Raw genomic sequence first — 15248 nt, 5'->3', positions numbered from 1 at the left:
GGTGCAATCCGGAACTGATACGAATGCTTTATTTCATCAGAGTTTTTCCAATAGAAAAAGCCTTACCGGCAGTTTCTCCCATCATAATGTAATCTTTGCTTGTATCTTCAAACCACACAATATTCATTTTACGAACTTGAGGAATTCCATCCTTCCCGATATATTGATCATCAATGGTAGTTTCCTTGATTCTGCCCACGATTCTGGTATTACCAAATTCCTCTTTGATCGAAATCACCTCGCAATGGAAGGTCATCGGATATTCTTCAAATTCCGGAGCATTTACATAAGGGGATTTGACACAGGTCAGTCCGGATCTTTTGATTTTGTCCGGTACCGTGGCTGCCGACACAAGGCCAACATAATCCGATGCCACCAAAGTCTCTTTGGTCACAAATGCCATCGTAAACGCCTTATTGATCTTCAAATTGTCCAAAGTCTTATGCTGGATAATGTTGATTGCAACTTCCTTTGAACCAACCTGCATAGCCCAGCCCACATTCATAGCATCCGGGTTGTTATTCTCATCATACGTTCCGATAATCACTGACGCATACGGTACAAATCCAATTTTTGCTCCAAACGTCTTCTTCATTTTCTTTTCCCTTCTTGTAATTCATGATCGTTGTTTTGTTCCTGGTATTTATATCGTACCGTATTTCAAATTCATATCAAGTACGCAGATTTTTCTAACATAGTATCTTGCGTGATACCATAACATAAAACGTCTGTATCATCAGCGGGTAGACCAGACGACAAAAGATTTGCAAAGAATTAAAAGAACATCTGCGGCTGATAAAAAAACAGAGAAAGGAGATGTGAAATGATGGAACAGAAAAAAGAAAACAGGATTACACTGCTGCTTCAATGGGCCGGTGAGCAAAAAATCTGGTTGCTCATGATCGACGTGCTGACGGATGGACAGATGCGAGAAATCTGACGTACGATAAGAGCCTGCAGGGTTTATAAGGCCTGCAGGCTCTTTTCTGTTCTCAGCTGCTTCTTTCCGAAAAGCCTATTGTATGCTCCTTTTCGGGAATTGAATGGATACTCCAAAATGTATAGCTGCCGGACATGACATACCGATCTTCACCGCCAAGGCGTACCAAGGCAGGAACCGGCGTCTCCAGCTCATACCGAATGCCGGTATCTTCATAGCGCCAGCTTGCACGGATGGTCCCGTGCCGGGTCTCCAGCTCCGCCTTGAGAAATCCGATCCGGGGATCGGGATGCGGCTCATAAACAAGAGCGGCAAAGCCGGGAGCATTCTCCTCATGCCGGATGCCGGCGGCCTTTTCAAAGATCCAGTCCGCCACTGCGCCGTAGGCGTAGTGATTGAAGGAGTTCATATCCGTGCTCCAAAAGCTGCCGTCTTCCTTCGCGCCGTCCCAGTGTTCCCAGATCGTGGTAGCGCCTTTCGTGACGGAGTAGAGCCAGCCGGGATAGGTTTTGCGCAACAGCAGGTCCCAGGCCAGATCCGCGTGGCCGTAGTCGGAGAGCGCATGCAGCAGATAGGGCGTGCCTACGAAGCCGGTGCGCAGCTGCTTCCCGTCATCGCGGACCAGGTCAGCCAGCGCGTCGGCAGTTTTCTGCGGATCTTCCGCAAGGCCGAAATGAATGGCCAGCACATGCTCCGTCTGGGTGCGATAGTCGGGATAGTCTTTCCGGAAGCGTTCGATAAAGGCCATGTACGAGTCCTGATAGGCATGAACCTCCCTGCCCAGCAGACGTCCTGCCTTGCCTAGCAGCTCGATTGCGTGGAGACGGAAAGCTGCGGCGATGAAGCCGTCCCGGGTGGAGCCCTTGTAGCTGCCGCTGGGGGCGTCCAGGCCCAGCCAGTCGCCAAAGTGGAAATGCTTCTCCCAGCCCTCGCCGGAAATGTAATCCACCCACTTTTTCATGCTCTCGAACTGTTCGTCCAGAACGCTCCGATCGCCGTAGGTCTGGTAGATCGTCCAGGGACAGATGACCGCCGCGTCGCCCCAGGCGGCGCTACCGGGGTAAGTGGGCAGCATATCGGGAATCACTTCGCCGACCTCGCCGCTCTCGCGCTGGTCAGCGGCCAGATCCCGCAGCCATTTGCGGAAGAAACGCTCCACATCGTAGAGATAGGACGCGGTACGGACGAAGACCTGCGCGTCGCCCGTCCAGCCCAGACGCTCATCCCGCTGGGGGCAGTCGGTGGGCACGTCCAGGAAGTTCCCGCGCTGGCCCCAGACGATGTTGGAAAAGAGCTGATTGAGCATCGCATCGCCGGATTCCAGCCAGCCCGTACGCTTCATGTCCGAGTGAACGACGACGGCGGTGAAGTCTTCCACCTTCACCTCTCCCGGCCACGACAGCAGCTTGATATAGCGAAAGCCGAAGAAGGTCAGGCGCGGGTGCCAGATCTGGTTTCCTTCCCTGCAGCGGAAGAGCACCTCTGCCCTGGCGCTGCGGTAATTGGCGTTATAGAAATTGCCCTCCGCGTCCAGCATTTCCCCATGAGTGAAGCGGACTTCGTCGCCCTCTCGGGCCGTCACGGCGAACTCCACATAGCCTGTGACCTCCTGGCCGAAGTCGATCACCGTCTCTCCGGCCGGGGTATGCAGCACGGCCCTGGCGGCCACGCGCTCCGTCTCCCGGATCTCTTCGCCCTCCTGGGGGATCAGGATCTCCTTCGTCCAGTTCAGCAGCCGGGCCGCCTCCCAATCTTTGGGGGCAAAGGCCGCGTCATAGCGCTCGCCGTCGTAGATCTCGCTGAAACGGACCGGGCTCTCGGCAAACTCCCAGCTCTCGTCGCTGCTGAGAACGCTCTCACTGCCGTCTGCAAAGTGGACTTCCAGACGTGCGATCAGGCCGCAGGGCTGATCGTACCGATGCTGTTTGTCCTCCGAATCCACAAAGCCCGGCATGGGAGAACGGAACCAGCCGCGCCCGAGCGTAACACGCAGTTCATTTTCTTTCCGGAGCAACTCTGTCACATCATAGGTCTGCACCTGCAGGCGGTGATCGTAGCTGGTCCAGCCCGGGGCCAGGACGAAGTCGCCCACACGCCGTCCGTTCAGCTCCGCCTCATAGACGCCGAGGGCAGTAATCTCCAGGGCGGCGGAGAGGATTTCCTTCTCCGCAATGAAGCGCTTACGGAACACCGGGCATACGTCGCCCAGGTCCCGCGCTGTGGTGATCCACTGGCTGTTTTTCAAATTCATGAGAATACCCCCGTATTATTTGATTTCGACTTTGGCATAGAAGGCGCGGTCGCGACCCTCGAGCCAGGCGTCATTTGTCACAAAATAGCTGCCCCGCAGCCGGATATCCTCGGAGGAGGAGCCGAGCTGCACCTCGATCTCGCCCTTCTCGATCTTCCACTTGCCGTCCTCGTCCACAAAGGCCATCTGGCTGGGTGCGACAGTGAAGCTGACGGCCTTCTCCTCGCCCGGCTGCAGCTCCACGCGGGCAAAGCCCTGCAGTTCCTTGCAGGGACGGGTCATGGTGGCGTGCACATCCCGCAGATAGAGCTGCACGATCTCCGTGCCGGCGATACTGCCGGTGTTTTTCAGCTTCATCGAAACCGTCAGTTCCTCAAGGGGGCTGACTTCTTTTTTGCCGATCATGAGATCGGAATACGCAAACCCGGTGTAGCTCAGGCCATGACCGAAGCACCAGCGGGGCTTGTGGGAGCAGTCCACATAGTCGGAAAAGCCGATGCTGGGACCCTGGTGCCAGCCGGAGCCGTTGGGGTGGTTGTAATAGATGGGGATCTGTCCGGCGTTGCGGGCAACGCTGAGAGGCAGCTTGCCGGAGGGATTATACTTGCCCAGCAGCACATTAACGACAGCCTCCGCGCCGAACTTGGCGGGGGTAAAGGCCTCAATCAAGGCGTCCAGCTTTTCGTCCGCCATATCGGAGGACACGGGACGGCCGTCAAAGTGTACGCCGATCATGGACTTACCGTATTTCGCCGCTTCGCGGATAAAGGCGTCCTGGCAGGCGGGCAGATTGATGTCGGTGCCGTCCACGCCCTCGGCCATGGTGGCAATGGAACCGGAGCCGTTCTTGCCGCCCAGGGTCAGAATGACCACGTCGGCCTGCTTCACGAGCTCCAAAGCCTCGGGGAAAAGCGACTCATCGGCGCCGGCCTTGTGGTAGCCTGGAGCGTAGAGGATTCTTGTCTCAGGCAGCTCGTCGCGCAGCACCTGGAGGAGATTGCGGCATCCAGGCTCCAGCTTGCGCAGCACCTGGTTAAATTCTTCGGTCTCGTCTGCCTGCACGTTGGTGCCGGGGACGCGCTCCATCTCGGCCTTGCTGCTGTCTCCGCCGCCGCCCGTCCCGGCCATGGAGTTCATGGCGGCATACATGGCCTCCACCATGCTCAGGTGGGTGTAGCCGCCGAAATAATAGCGCGCGTTGTTGGCAGCCGGGCCGATGACCGCGATGGTTTTTTCCTTGCCTGTCAGCGGCAGGACGCCCTTGTTCTTCAACAGGACGATGCTCTGCTGCGCAGCCCGGAAGGAGACCTGGTCGTCATGGCTGTGGTGGATCGTGCTTTCCAGTTCTGTGCCCTCGAGTGCATAGGGATTTTCAAAGAGACCCATGCGGAACTTGGCCTCCAGCACCCGCAACACGGCCGTGTTCAGAACGTCCTCTTCTGCCTCACCCTTTTCAAAAAGCTCCTTCATCGCAGCAAAAGCCGCAGGCATGGGCAGCTCCACGTCCAGACCGGCCTTCAGGCAGCGGTAGCCGGCCTCGGCCAGGCTCTCGCTCGTACCCTGCACGTTATAGGTGTTTTCCGCCCCGCTGTAGTCTGATACTGTGACACCGTCAAAGCCCATTTCCTCCCGGAGAAGCCCGGTCAGGATCTTTCGGCTGGCATGCACGGGCAGGCCGTTGATGGAGCAGTAACAGGGCATCACGCCGCGAAGGCCGGCTTCGCTGATAGCGGCCTGGAAGGGCTTGGCGTAGACCTCCCGCAGAAGGCCTTCACCGATCTCCACATCTGCGCCGTGAATGCCCGCCGCGCCACGGTGGAAGCCCAGGAAGTGCTTGGCGGCGGATTCGGGCTGACGGCCTGCCGTCTCAGTCTTTTGAATGCCGCGGGTGTAGGCGGCGCCCAGCGCGGCTGCCAGAGTGGGATCCTCGCCATAGGCTTCGGACTGGCGGCCGAAGCGGGAATCCCGGGAGATGTCCAGCACCGGGGCCAGAATCTGGGTGAAGCCGAAGGCCGCCTCCTGGCGGGAGACGATCTCGCCGATCTCCTGCTCCAGCTCCGGGTCAAAGCCCGCGCCACGGTTGACCCCGGAGGGAAAGGCAGTGGTATCCTGCAGCAACGCCCCGTTCACGCCTTCCATATGGAAGACGGCGGGGATGTGCAGACGACTCGACTCCATCACCAGAGTCTGCAGCTGCCGCTGCCAGGCGGCAGCCTCCTCGATGCTCTCGCACATGCGAAAGCCCAGCGTGCTGATCTGCCCAATGCCGTTTTTAAAAAACGCGGACATCTCTTCTTCCCGGCCCCTGACAGCGAACACGCCTGTCAGCTGGGCGATCTTCTCGTCCAGGGTCATTTCCTTCAGCAACAGCTCCGCCCGCTCCCGGGCACTTAAACTCGTATTCATGTAGTTCGTCATCGGATTCTCCCCTTACGCATCTTTTCCAGATTCATTATACGGATTCTTCGGGAAGAAGATAGATACAGATTCGCTTTTCCATGTCATTTTTGGTGTGAGACAGAGACCTGATAGAAAACAGACTAAGATTTGCGAGGCAGATTTGTGTCAGACGAGGCGAAGCCCGCAGAGCATAATGGAAATATATGGTCAAGAGCTTCAACGAAGCATGGTGCAAATCTGGCCGCAAAGATCGTCTGACTTTTTACTGGGTATCTGTATAAAAAATAGCCCGGCCTTCGCTCGGCCGGGCTGATTTTGAACATCATACAAGATAGGGCTTGAGGTTCTCGAAAACGATGCGATAAGCGCTGGCATACATGTGAACGCCGTCAATGGCAAACTCTTCTTTCTGCTCCCCAGTTTCATCGCAAAGTCCTTGGTTCACGTCGATGTATCGACAGCCGTATCGCTCTGCAAGGCCTTTGACGCGAGCGTTGCACGCTGCGATATTCTCCGCCGTTCGCTCCTTGAGCATGGAGGACTGCCATTCGTTCTGCCCCGACAGATGGCGGTTCACGGGATAATAGGCCATGCAGAAGATTTCCGCCTCGGGCAGCTTCTCCCGGGCGATACGCAGTATGGTATCGTAGTTATCACGCAGATGCTCCATCCAGTGCTCACCGTAGATCCGGTCGGTCATGTCGTTGGTGCCGATGTTCAGAAACACCTTGGACGGCTCCAGATTCAGCAGCACCGTGTCGATCTCTCGCAGGAAATCGTCGGTGGTAGTGCCGCCAATGCCGCGGTTGTATAACGGGAGCGTGATCCCGGCGTCCATGGCCAGCTCGCAGACCGGAAACTGCTCCATCAGCGAAGAGCCCGTGAACAGGATCCCACCCCTTTTCGCGCAGGTGTTGAGGATCCGATAGTTCTTTACCTTGTCCGCCTGTTCCTTTTTCATCCGCTCCTGCATACCGGCGCCGATGAGACGCATCAGTTCTTCCGGGATTTGGGACTCAGCCTTCATTTTCTGTTCTCCTTTCGTCTTCACTTTCCACCAGATAGGAAGAGAGCCTGTCATAGTCGGTGCTGTTCTGGCACCGGACGGTTCCACCCCTCAGATAATCCCGGTCTCCGCAAATGCTGGCAAACAAAAACTGTGACAGCGTGGATTTCAGATTCAGCCGGTCACCCTCCTCCGAGCAGAAATACACATCTGCCGCGCAGGTCTGAACGGCTTCGATAAAGTCGATGTATTGATCGAGTGGCTTAAGCTTCATGTCGACTCCTTTGACAGTTGAATTTGCCCGCCCTGTTCGCGGAATTTTGCCGGGGATACGCCCACATGCTGTCGAAACACTCGGTCAAAATGACTGCGATTGCCAAAATGCAGCAGATCGCTGATCTCCTGGATCTCCCGGGATGTGGTTACCAGCAGAACCTTTGCGGCGTCAACGCGCACGCTGTGGATATAGTCGTTGATCTTCATGCCGGTTTCCTTGGCAAATTTCCGGGAGAGATAGTATTCCGCGTAGCCGCAGTGCCGGGCTAGATCTTCCAGCGTGATCTCGTTCATGTAATTGGCCTGAATGTAGCTGCGGCAATCTCGCACCGCCTTGGAAAGACCGGTGTTCTCCCGGGTCTGCCGCACCTGGCGCAGGAACGCGTTATACATGGCTTCACGAAGCCGATGGGCCTCCGGGAAGCTGCGCGCCGCCTCGATCCGGCTGACCCATTCGCTCTCCAGCTTTTTTGCGGTATAGACCGGCACGCCGCTGCGGATGGCGGTGCGGGCGCAGAGCCCCGTGAAAATCAGCATGTTGTCCTTGATCAGACGAAGCGTGTCGCGGATATCGAAATCCTGCAGTTCCCCGGAAAAGGAAGGCGATTCCTCCGGGGGCTGCGTCCCCTCTCCCAAATGCCGCAGAAGTATCTCCTCATAGGCCGCCATGCGCTGATAATCGTTCCGGCTTCCAGCCTGAGCAGCATCGGCATTTTGCTCATTGGTCGGGTCCTTGCCATGTGCCAGCATGACCGGGCTTGCCAATTCCAGGTAGCAGGTATAGTGGATCATGCAGGCGTATTGCCGCAGCATATCAAAGCGCAGCACCGGCACGTCTCCCAGAACGTTGAGATACTGCCGCCGCAGATGCTGGGAGATCCCCTGGCGGTCCAGCGCCTGGAGGCTCTTCTCTACCGAAGTGTTTTTCAGATAGACCGGGCCGAGGATCACAAGATAGGGTCCGCCCTCCTGAAGGTGCACCCACTCCGCGACCCAGACGAGCCCCAGCGTGCCGCCGAGAATATGAGGAACGGGTTCTGCATCTTTCAGCCCGATCGCCTGATCCAGAACGCCGCCCGCACGCAGGAAGAGATGGTATTCCTCCTGATGGGGAGCGGTGCTGATATACAAATCTTTCTCGTCGTTAAAGCACCAGGCACCCATACGGCAGGCGGCAAAGACCTGGCCCTGCAGGATCGCCAGGGTGGTTTCCACATTTTTCTGCGCAATTTTCATCCCGGATCACGCTCCTTTGGGAGCATTATATGCCATTTTCCTTTTTTCGTAAAGAAACAGCGGTGGGCAAATGCTCACCGCTGATTCAAGTCGAGGAGTGAAAAGGGATCAGGCTTCGGCGCGCCGGGCCTCGTTCTCCGCGCGGATCTGAGAGATATTCTTATCCAGGTTGTACAGGCGGAAGACCAGGTACATGACCACGTTAAGCGCTGCGGGAATCAATGAGTACAGCAGGCGGATCATGGTAATGGCAGAGTCGGGCTGTACGGCCAGGTTGCCGTCATAACCGGCCAGGCCGATCAGAATACCGAGGATGCCCGCGCCGATGCCGGCGCCCACCTTGCCGGCAAAGCCGTTGACCGCGCCGAGAGAGCCCTCCATACGGCTCAGACCGATGTGCTCGTTATAATCCGCGCACTCGATGATCATCAGCGCAGCGAGCATGGTGACGGGGACAGAGCCAACGCCGGTGAGAATCGCGCCGATCACCAGCAGGATCATATTGCTGCCGGCGAAGAAGTTCACGATACCGGCGGCCGCGCCCACCAGCAGGCCAATGCGGACCAACTTGGCAACGGACATCTTTTTGAGCATCTGGGGGAAGATGAACATAAGAGGAAGAACGATGACCTGGCTGACGGCCAGCACACTCATCAGCTTCACATTGCCCACAATTTCTGTGAAGTAGAAGACGCCGGTGCCCATGTTGGTAAGCAGGTTAATGACCAGAGTGGCCAGCGCAATAATGTAGATATAACGGTTTTTCTTCAGAAGCTGAAAGACTTCCTTGAGGTTCACCTTATCGCCTTCGGCGCTCACGTCCACGTCGTTGGTCTCCTTGATGACGAAGAAGCGGAGCATACCCAGCACCGTCAACGGAACAGCGAAGATCAGCACCAGCTTGACCCATCCGCCCTGGCTGGTGGCCATGGTGCCCATCAGCGTGGGGAAGAGGACGTTGAAGATCAGTACGATCAGCATCGGGACCACGCCGCCGTAGGTAGACAACTGAACATATTCCTTCTGGGAGGAGAAGGCGCGCACCATGTAAACGGTGCTGTTGGCGTTGAGGAAGGTATAGAAAATGGAGTTGGCGAAGAGATACATGACCAGAATCCAGATGCTCTTGACCACCACGGTGGCGCTCTCAGGCACCATGAACATTAGCACGGTGGTCAGCCACATGCCGATCACGCACAGCTCATAGGGTCGGCCGCGGCCCATCTTGGTGTTGGTGCGGTCGATGATGAGACCGGCGAAGAGGTCGGTGACGCCGTCGATGAACTTGCTGGCCAGCAGCAGGCCGCCCACCAGAGCGGCGGGCATTCTCATCGTTTTTACCGCAAAGATGGTCAGATAGCTAAGGATCAGCATGGCCACGCCCGTGGAACCGCCGCGCAGGGACCAGGCTATCAATTTGCCGAAGGGTACGCCCTTTTCCTTCACGGGAGCGGGGTTGTTGATTTCTTCGTTCATGGGAAAGCTCCTCTCTTTTATGCGTTTCTGATTTGATGTGCTTTCATTATATTTGGATCAAATCCACAAGGATACATCTGAAATAGCGAGTTTTTGATCAAATTGAACAATTATTCTTCGACGATCACACGCACGCGGTCCAGATTCTTCACCTGCGTGAAGGGATCATGCGCATCGCCGTTTCTCTGGCTGGTCACGCGCACGGAGACGAAATAGGTGCCGGGCTCGTCGAAGCGATGGGTGATCTCGGACACAGCGAGCTGCGCGCCGCTTTTCTCGCTCTTAACAAAGCTGCCCTCAACCGGGAAGAGATTCTCGGGCGGCGTGGGATAGCTCCAGCTGTCGTTGAAATCATAGCGGACAGAGGTGATCTCGCCCGCGCCCTCCGGTACGGTCATTTCCGCGCGGAGCACGAATTCGCCACCGGCCTTCACATGGCAGCACTTCTGCCCGTTTGCCGTGAGCGTCACGCCCGCCTGCATGCCCTTTCTCGCGATGGGGTCCGCTTCCTCGATGATCTGGCCGCCCACACGCTCATAGACGGTGGAAGGCAGGGGATCCCTACCCGTCTGCAGCCAGTCGGCCATGTCAAGCAGCGCCTGCAGCAGCGCGCCCTTGTAGTTGACGATCATGTTGTTGCCGAGGGCGTCGATGTCGCCGTGCATACAGCGCTGCATGTAATAGATGCGGAAATCCTCCTCGCCGCCCTTGCTCTCGCGTACCTTGCCGCGATACCAGTCGCCGCACCAGGGGCAGGTGGATTCGTCCATCAGGGACTGGATCGCGATGACCTTGCCCTGGGCATTTCCGTCCTGCACGGTACCGGTGCCGGTAAAGGCGTAGCCCATGACGTTCTGCCGCTGGGGCAGAGCCGGGCTGCCGTCCGCATTGCGGAACTGATCCCAGGCATGGAAGCTTAAGTCCGCAGGCACCTGATGGCGGTAGTAGGACTGGATGGCGATGTAGTCGGAGTTGTCCAGCATCAGCTCATCGCCTGGCCTGACCTTGCCGACAACGCCGGGAATATCGTCCAGGCCATAGCACATGCCGATGGTGAGAAATCCACCGCCGTTTACGCGGTCGCGCTCCATGCCGCCCAGTAGCAGCTGCTTGCCAGCGGCTTCTCCGCTGAGGAAGGTGATGTTCACGCCGCGCAGATAGAGATCGTCCCCTTCGGGGAGCGTCTCCATCTCGATCCAGGCATCCTTGCCGTCCGAAAGCATCTTTTTCCAGGCGTCGTCCACACCGTTGCGGCTCTCCAGCTCGTTCTCCTCATCCGGAGACTCCGGAACGCCGGGCAGATGCACGCGGCGCACTTTCCCCTTGAACTGCAGGCGGTCGCGGCGGGCGTTGCTGCCCGCTTCCGCGCCGAGATAGCCGGGCACCGTCCAGAAATCCGCGAAATAGCCGGGGTCGGTCATCTTCACAGAGGGAGCCAGAACGGGCAGCGAGCCATCGTCAAACTGGCCCCGCGCCTCGGGGTACCAGGCCAGGGGTGGGAAGCCCATATCGGTCATCTCCCGCAGCATGGCGGCCTCGTCCTCACTTAAACCGGCGTACATGTCCCCGCTGCCGCCCGAATCCAGGGCGTCCAGGATCTTGGGGAAGGCATGGCGCAGCACGCGCTCGCCCTGAACATGCATGGTAATGGTGTTCGGCAGGCTCACCGGGGAGCCGATCACATAGGGCACCGCGCCGTCCCAGGCGTCGGTATTTTCAATGCAGGCCATGGTTTTGTAACCGCCGCCGCTGCCGCCGTAAACGATGCCCGCCGGGCGGGGGCAGGCGTAGATCTCCATGGCTTTTTTGCGGGAGAATTCTGCCACGGCCGCACTGGATTTCCAGCGGTCTTTGTCATCCCCGTTGGGGCCGAACATGACCTTGCAGCCCATGTTGCTCTCCACGAAGTAAGCGCCGTTCAGGAGCGAGAAGCTGATGACGTCGTCGCCGCCGCTCTTGCCAATGCTGGCCATCTCCTCGTCCGGTCCGGGGAAGGGAGAGAGATACTGGAAAAAGCGGCCCCGGAAGCTGTCCCGCTTCGGAAAGTGGATGCTGAATTTGACGCCCTTCTGCTGAAAACCGCCGTGAAGATAGCGATAGGTGATCTCCTCGCCGTTGGGCGCTTTGCGGGTGCGGATCTCGTCCACGTCCACATACACATCCTGGTAGTCCGGATCCAACAGTGCGTGATAGATTTCTTTACCCATAGTTCTGCCTCCTAATAATTGTTTGGAAGGTTTATCATGCCTCAATAGTAGCAAAACGAGAGAACCGCCGGTATCTCTCGTTTTGAGCATTTTCTTCTATTTTAGTGTTCTTTGCAGAAATTGAAGCACCCGGTCCTTCACTTCATCCTGGAAAAAGAGGTCATCGCCGTGCTGGGCGCCTTCCAGCTCCAGAAGCTCCGCCGTGACGCCGTTTTCCCTTAGCTTTTCATAGTAGTTTCGGCTCTGGCTCGGAGAAACCACCGCATCGTCGAGTCCCTGCAGGATCAGGTGCGGCGGAGCGGAAGGACTCACACGCTTGACAGCGCTGGCCGCCTCGGCCTGCCGACGCGTGTAGTGAACGCCCAGCGTCTCCTCCAGCATCCAGGGCGGCACGTCGTTATTGCCCTCGAAGTCCTTCAGGGAAATCGTCATGTCCGCAAGACCGTAATAGTCCACCACAGCGGCAACGCGGCTGGACTGCTCCAGCCAGTCGCCCTGATCCAGTGACTTATCCTCCCCGGTGACGCCCAGCAGACAGGCGATGGCTCCGCCAGCGGATTCGCCCGCGGAGACGATGCGCTCCGGGTCGATACAATAGTCTCCGGCGTGGGCGCGGAGAAAGCGGACGGCCGCCTTGGCGTCACAGAGCGGTGCGGGGAAGATCGCCTCGTTTCCGGTGCGATACTCCACGCTCGCCACCACAAAGCCCGCCTCGGCAAAGCGCAGCAGCTCCGGCATCCAGACAGCGCGATCCATCACGCGAAAAGCCCCGCCGCAAAACCACACGATGCAGGGGCATGGGGCGTGGCCGACCCGGTTTTTTGGCACGATCAGGTCCATGTGCAGATCCCGACGCGTGGCGCCGTACCAGCTGGGGACATTGGCGTAGGTCACGCCTGTAATCAGGGAGTAAACCTCCCGTTTCTTTTCCACTGCGAGGTGCATCCTTTATTCCTCCTTCAAAAGCTGACCGCCTTCGTGCAAGCTGATCTCCCTGCCGTCCGGGAAGCGGAACAGGCCGCTTGTCCCCACGGGCAGCGTCAGGGCGTATTCCCATTTGCCCGCATCATTTTTCCGGTAATCAAAGGAGACGGGGCCGTTTTTTGCCGCCGCCTGCCCCCGGAGATCAGGAAGATCCATGGTGTGCGGCGCAACCGTGACGCTGCCGTCCTTTTCCGGGTGCACGCCCGCCGCCGTACGCATCAGCTCATAGAGCGGCAGGGCGCTCCAGGCGTGGCACTCGCTGCGCGCGCCCTGCGGCGTCTCGGGGCAGGTGGTGCAGTCCAGATCCAAAAGGGCGATCCAGGGCTGCAGTTCGCGCCGCATTTCGTCATAAAGCCCGGCTTTTTCCAGCGCGCGGAACCACTCGTAGGAGGCGGAGAAGCTGCAGCGCAGAATATCCTCGCGCCTGAGGGCGGTCTTCAAAAGCTGCGCCGCGTCTGCTCCCTGTTTCAGTCCGTTCAGCACGGCCCAGGCCTGGGCGTGACGGCTGAACTGCTGAAAGGCCGGGCCCTCGCGGTACAGTCCCGCCGTCTCATCCCAGCAAAGCGTTTCCACGGCGGAAAGAATGTGGGTACGTCGCTCCCGGTATTCGGAGGCCAGTCCGGCCCGCCGCTGATCGTCCATGAAGTCCGCCGCGCAGCCGAGTGCATAGGCGTACATGAGGTTGATGATCGCGGACGGGCCGCTCTGTAGGGCGGCAGGAGCGCCGGCCGTGTCGTTCCAAGCGTCGTTCCAGTCCACGAAGTTCCAGAAGTCCAGTTTGCCGACCAGACCATTTTCCCCGATCCGACTGTCAAACACATCCAGGATCCGGTCGATATCGCCCCGGCACAGGCGCAGCAGCGCCGCGTCGTCATGGAGCGCGGCATACTCGCAGAGCAGGAAGATATAGTGCAGAGAGAAGGTGGAGAGGATCTGCAGATAGGCAGACGGCGCCTTTCCGGCGTTCAGCCCCTCCGGCTGCATGCCGTAGTGGAAGTCCAGCAGCGCCTTGCGCACCAGAGCGGTGTCACGGCTCACGGCATAGGTGTACTGCGCCTCCAAGCGGGTGTCCATGCCGTACTGGAGCTGCTCGTAGTAGGGGCAGTCCATATAGGTCTCCAGCATGCAGTTTTCCAGCGTCCGCACGCAGATGTCCCAGAGCTTTCCCACCCAGGGGGCGGAAGAATCCACAAAGGACTCCACGGTCAGCGGATAGCCGGTCTTGTTAAATTGCGGTGCAAAGACCGTGACCGGGCTATCGGCGGCCTCCACCGTCAGACGAATGAAGCGGAAGGTCCGCACCCAGAAGGGCTCAAAGCAGAGCTCGCTGCCGTCAAGCGTGATCGTATCGGTGATGCCCGTCACCTCGCCGCGCACATCGGAACGAACCGCGTCCGAGCCGGGGCCGCCGAATTTTTCGAAATAGGTGATCTGTACCTTCGCGCCCTTTCCTCCTACAAAACGGAAGCGGGGATAAGCGTTCAGGATCGCTCCGGCGTCCAGCAAGATCTCCTTCTGTTCTTCAACTGGAATCTCCATGCTGCCTTCGGAAAGCAGCGCAAGCGTTTCTCCCGCACGGTCGAAGCAGCGGGCAAAGCCCTGCTTCTTCTCATAGAGCAGCGGGATCTCCCGCTTAACAATGCGGAACATGGGCGTCACACCCACGAAGCAGAAGGGATCCTCCGCCACCCCCGGTTCCAGGATCTGGGCAGGGTGCCAGGAGCTGCAATCAAAATCGGCGTTCTTCCAATGAATCGGCGTCCGCGCGGCGTCAAGCTGTTCGATCACCGCGCCGAGAAACTGGGTATGCTCGTCGGACTTCAAAGAATAGCTGTGATCAAGCCAGACCCGCCAGTCGGCAAGGCCGGTATTGATCGTTTCTACGGTATTTCCGGCGCTGTCCAGAACGTCCCCCTCGATAGCAAGCCTGTGACCGCACTGACGGCCCACAACGCCGTAGATGGCCGCCCGCTCGCCGATCTCCCATTCCACCGTGTCCGGGTCGTTGTACAGCACCTGGACGCAGAAGGCATTGTACCCTTCCCGCAGCCGGGGCGTCACGTCCACTGTCTCGTAATACTGGCGATTGCGATCCCCCTTGCAGGGACCGGAGAGCACCGCCTCGCCGTTGATCCAGAGCCGGTAGCGGGAGTTTGCAGTAATGTCCAGCGTCAGAGAGCAGCCCTCCGGCAGCTCCTTGTCACATCGAAAGTACGCAAAGCGTCCGCCCAGATCGCCGTGGTATATCTCTTTTTCCTTGATTTCTCCCTGGGGGATCCCCAGCCATTTTGCTCGTTTCCACATCAAAATCACCTCAGCTTGAGAATAAGAAAATACTGTCCGTTTGTAAACGCACTCTTTTGCTTTTTTGTATCTGGATTTGTTTTGTTCTTCACCAAACAGAGTGAAAAAAAGCCAATCCGGACATAGACCGAACGGGCTTCGCGTGAAATAATGAAACCATATTCCCGT

General features: G+C 58.1%; 10 protein-coding genes. All 10 read right to left on the bottom strand.

What is annotated here, in order from left to right:
- Positions 1-28 precede the first annotated feature (28 nt).
- The 10 genes from ACTQ1O_RS07970 to ACTQ1O_RS07925 all read right to left on the bottom strand — a co-directional run bounded on the left by ACTQ1O_RS07970 (position 29) and on the right by ACTQ1O_RS07925 (position 15080).
- Positions 29-595, bottom strand: a complete 567-nt coding sequence (locus tag ACTQ1O_RS07970; RefSeq protein WP_441486824.1) for a flavin reductase family protein — start codon at positions 593-595, stop codon at positions 29-31.
- 397 nt (positions 596-992) lie between these two features.
- Positions 993-3191, bottom strand: a complete 2199-nt coding sequence (locus ACTQ1O_RS07965; RefSeq protein ID WP_441486823.1) for a family 78 glycoside hydrolase catalytic domain — start codon at positions 3189-3191, stop codon at positions 993-995.
- A gap of 15 nt (positions 3192-3206) precedes the next feature.
- Positions 3207-5609 (bottom strand): glycoside hydrolase family 3 N-terminal domain-containing protein, encoded by a 2403-nt coding sequence (locus tag ACTQ1O_RS07960; RefSeq protein ID WP_441486822.1) that lies wholly within the window; start codon positions 5607-5609, stop codon positions 3207-3209.
- Between the two features lie 304 nt (positions 5610-5913).
- On the bottom strand, positions 5914-6618 hold the full coding sequence (locus ACTQ1O_RS07955; RefSeq protein WP_441486821.1) for an SGNH/GDSL hydrolase family protein: 705 nt from the start codon (positions 6616-6618) through the stop codon (positions 5914-5916).
- Entirely contained in the window at positions 6608-6871 is a 264-nt protein-coding gene (locus ACTQ1O_RS07950; RefSeq protein WP_441486820.1) for a hypothetical protein, read from the bottom strand. The genes ACTQ1O_RS07955 and ACTQ1O_RS07950 overlap by 11 nt, the downstream gene beginning before the upstream one ends.
- Positions 6868-8109 carry a helix-turn-helix domain-containing protein gene (locus ACTQ1O_RS07945; protein ID WP_441486819.1) on the bottom strand — a complete coding sequence of 414 codons (1242 nt, stop codon included), beginning with the start codon at positions 8107-8109 and terminating at the stop codon, positions 6868-6870. Before ACTQ1O_RS07945 ends, ACTQ1O_RS07950 begins: the two co-directional genes overlap by 4 nt.
- 108 nt (positions 8110-8217) lie before the next feature.
- Entirely contained in the window at positions 8218-9585 is a 1368-nt protein-coding gene (locus ACTQ1O_RS07940; protein ID WP_441486818.1) for an MFS transporter, read from the bottom strand.
- Between the two features lie 110 nt (positions 9586-9695).
- On the bottom strand, positions 9696-11792 hold the full coding sequence (locus ACTQ1O_RS07935) for a hypothetical protein (RefSeq protein ID WP_441486817.1): 2097 nt from the start codon (positions 11790-11792) through the stop codon (positions 9696-9698).
- Between the two features lie 96 nt (positions 11793-11888).
- Entirely contained in the window at positions 11889-12737 is an 849-nt protein-coding gene (locus ACTQ1O_RS07930; RefSeq protein WP_441486816.1) for an alpha/beta hydrolase fold domain-containing protein, read from the bottom strand.
- Positions 12738-12740: 3 nt separating this feature from the next.
- Positions 12741-15080 (bottom strand): alpha-L-rhamnosidase-related protein, encoded by a 2340-nt coding sequence (locus tag ACTQ1O_RS07925; protein WP_441486815.1) that lies wholly within the window; start codon positions 15078-15080, stop codon positions 12741-12743.
- Between the last annotated feature and the right edge of the window lie 168 nt (positions 15081-15248).

The sequence above is a fragment of the Bilifractor sp. LCP21S3_A7 genome (assembly GCF_052118825.1).
Lineage (GTDB): Bacteria > Bacillota > Clostridia > Lachnospirales > Lachnospiraceae > Bilifractor.
Note: the sequence above shows the minus strand (reverse complement) of the source record. Positions and strands in the feature narration are given on the sequence as shown.

What these genes read in the sequence shown, in the direction of transcription:
- ACTQ1O_RS07960 (WP_441486822.1), bottom strand. Translation starts at nt 5,609, where the DNA reads ATGACGAACTACATGAATACGAGTTTAAGTGCCCGGGAGCGGGCGGAG.
- ACTQ1O_RS07955 (WP_441486821.1), bottom strand. Translation starts at nt 6,618, where the DNA reads ATGAAGGCTGAGTCCCAAATCCCGGAAGAACTGATGCGTCTCATCGGC.
- ACTQ1O_RS07925 (WP_441486815.1), bottom strand. Translation starts at nt 15,080, where the DNA reads ATGTGGAAACGAGCAAAATGGCTGGGGATCCCCCAGGGAGAAATCAAG.
- ACTQ1O_RS07935 (WP_441486817.1), bottom strand. Translation starts at nt 11,792, where the DNA reads ATGGGTAAAGAAATCTATCACGCACTGTTGGATCCGGACTACCAGGAT.
- ACTQ1O_RS07965 (WP_441486823.1), bottom strand. Translation starts at nt 3,191, where the DNA reads ATGAATTTGAAAAACAGCCAGTGGATCACCACAGCGCGGGACCTGGGC.
- ACTQ1O_RS07930 (WP_441486816.1), bottom strand. Translation starts at nt 12,737, where the DNA reads ATGCACCTCGCAGTGGAAAAGAAACGGGAGGTTTACTCCCTGATTACA.
- ACTQ1O_RS07940 (WP_441486818.1), bottom strand. Translation starts at nt 9,585, where the DNA reads ATGAACGAAGAAATCAACAACCCCGCTCCCGTGAAGGAAAAGGGCGTA.
- ACTQ1O_RS07950 (WP_441486820.1), bottom strand. Translation starts at nt 6,871, where the DNA reads ATGAAGCTTAAGCCACTCGATCAATACATCGACTTTATCGAAGCCGTT.
- ACTQ1O_RS07970 (WP_441486824.1), bottom strand. Translation starts at nt 595, where the DNA reads ATGAAGAAGACGTTTGGAGCAAAAATTGGATTTGTACCGTATGCGTCA.
- ACTQ1O_RS07945 (WP_441486819.1), bottom strand. Translation starts at nt 8,109, where the DNA reads ATGAAAATTGCGCAGAAAAATGTGGAAACCACCCTGGCGATCCTGCAG.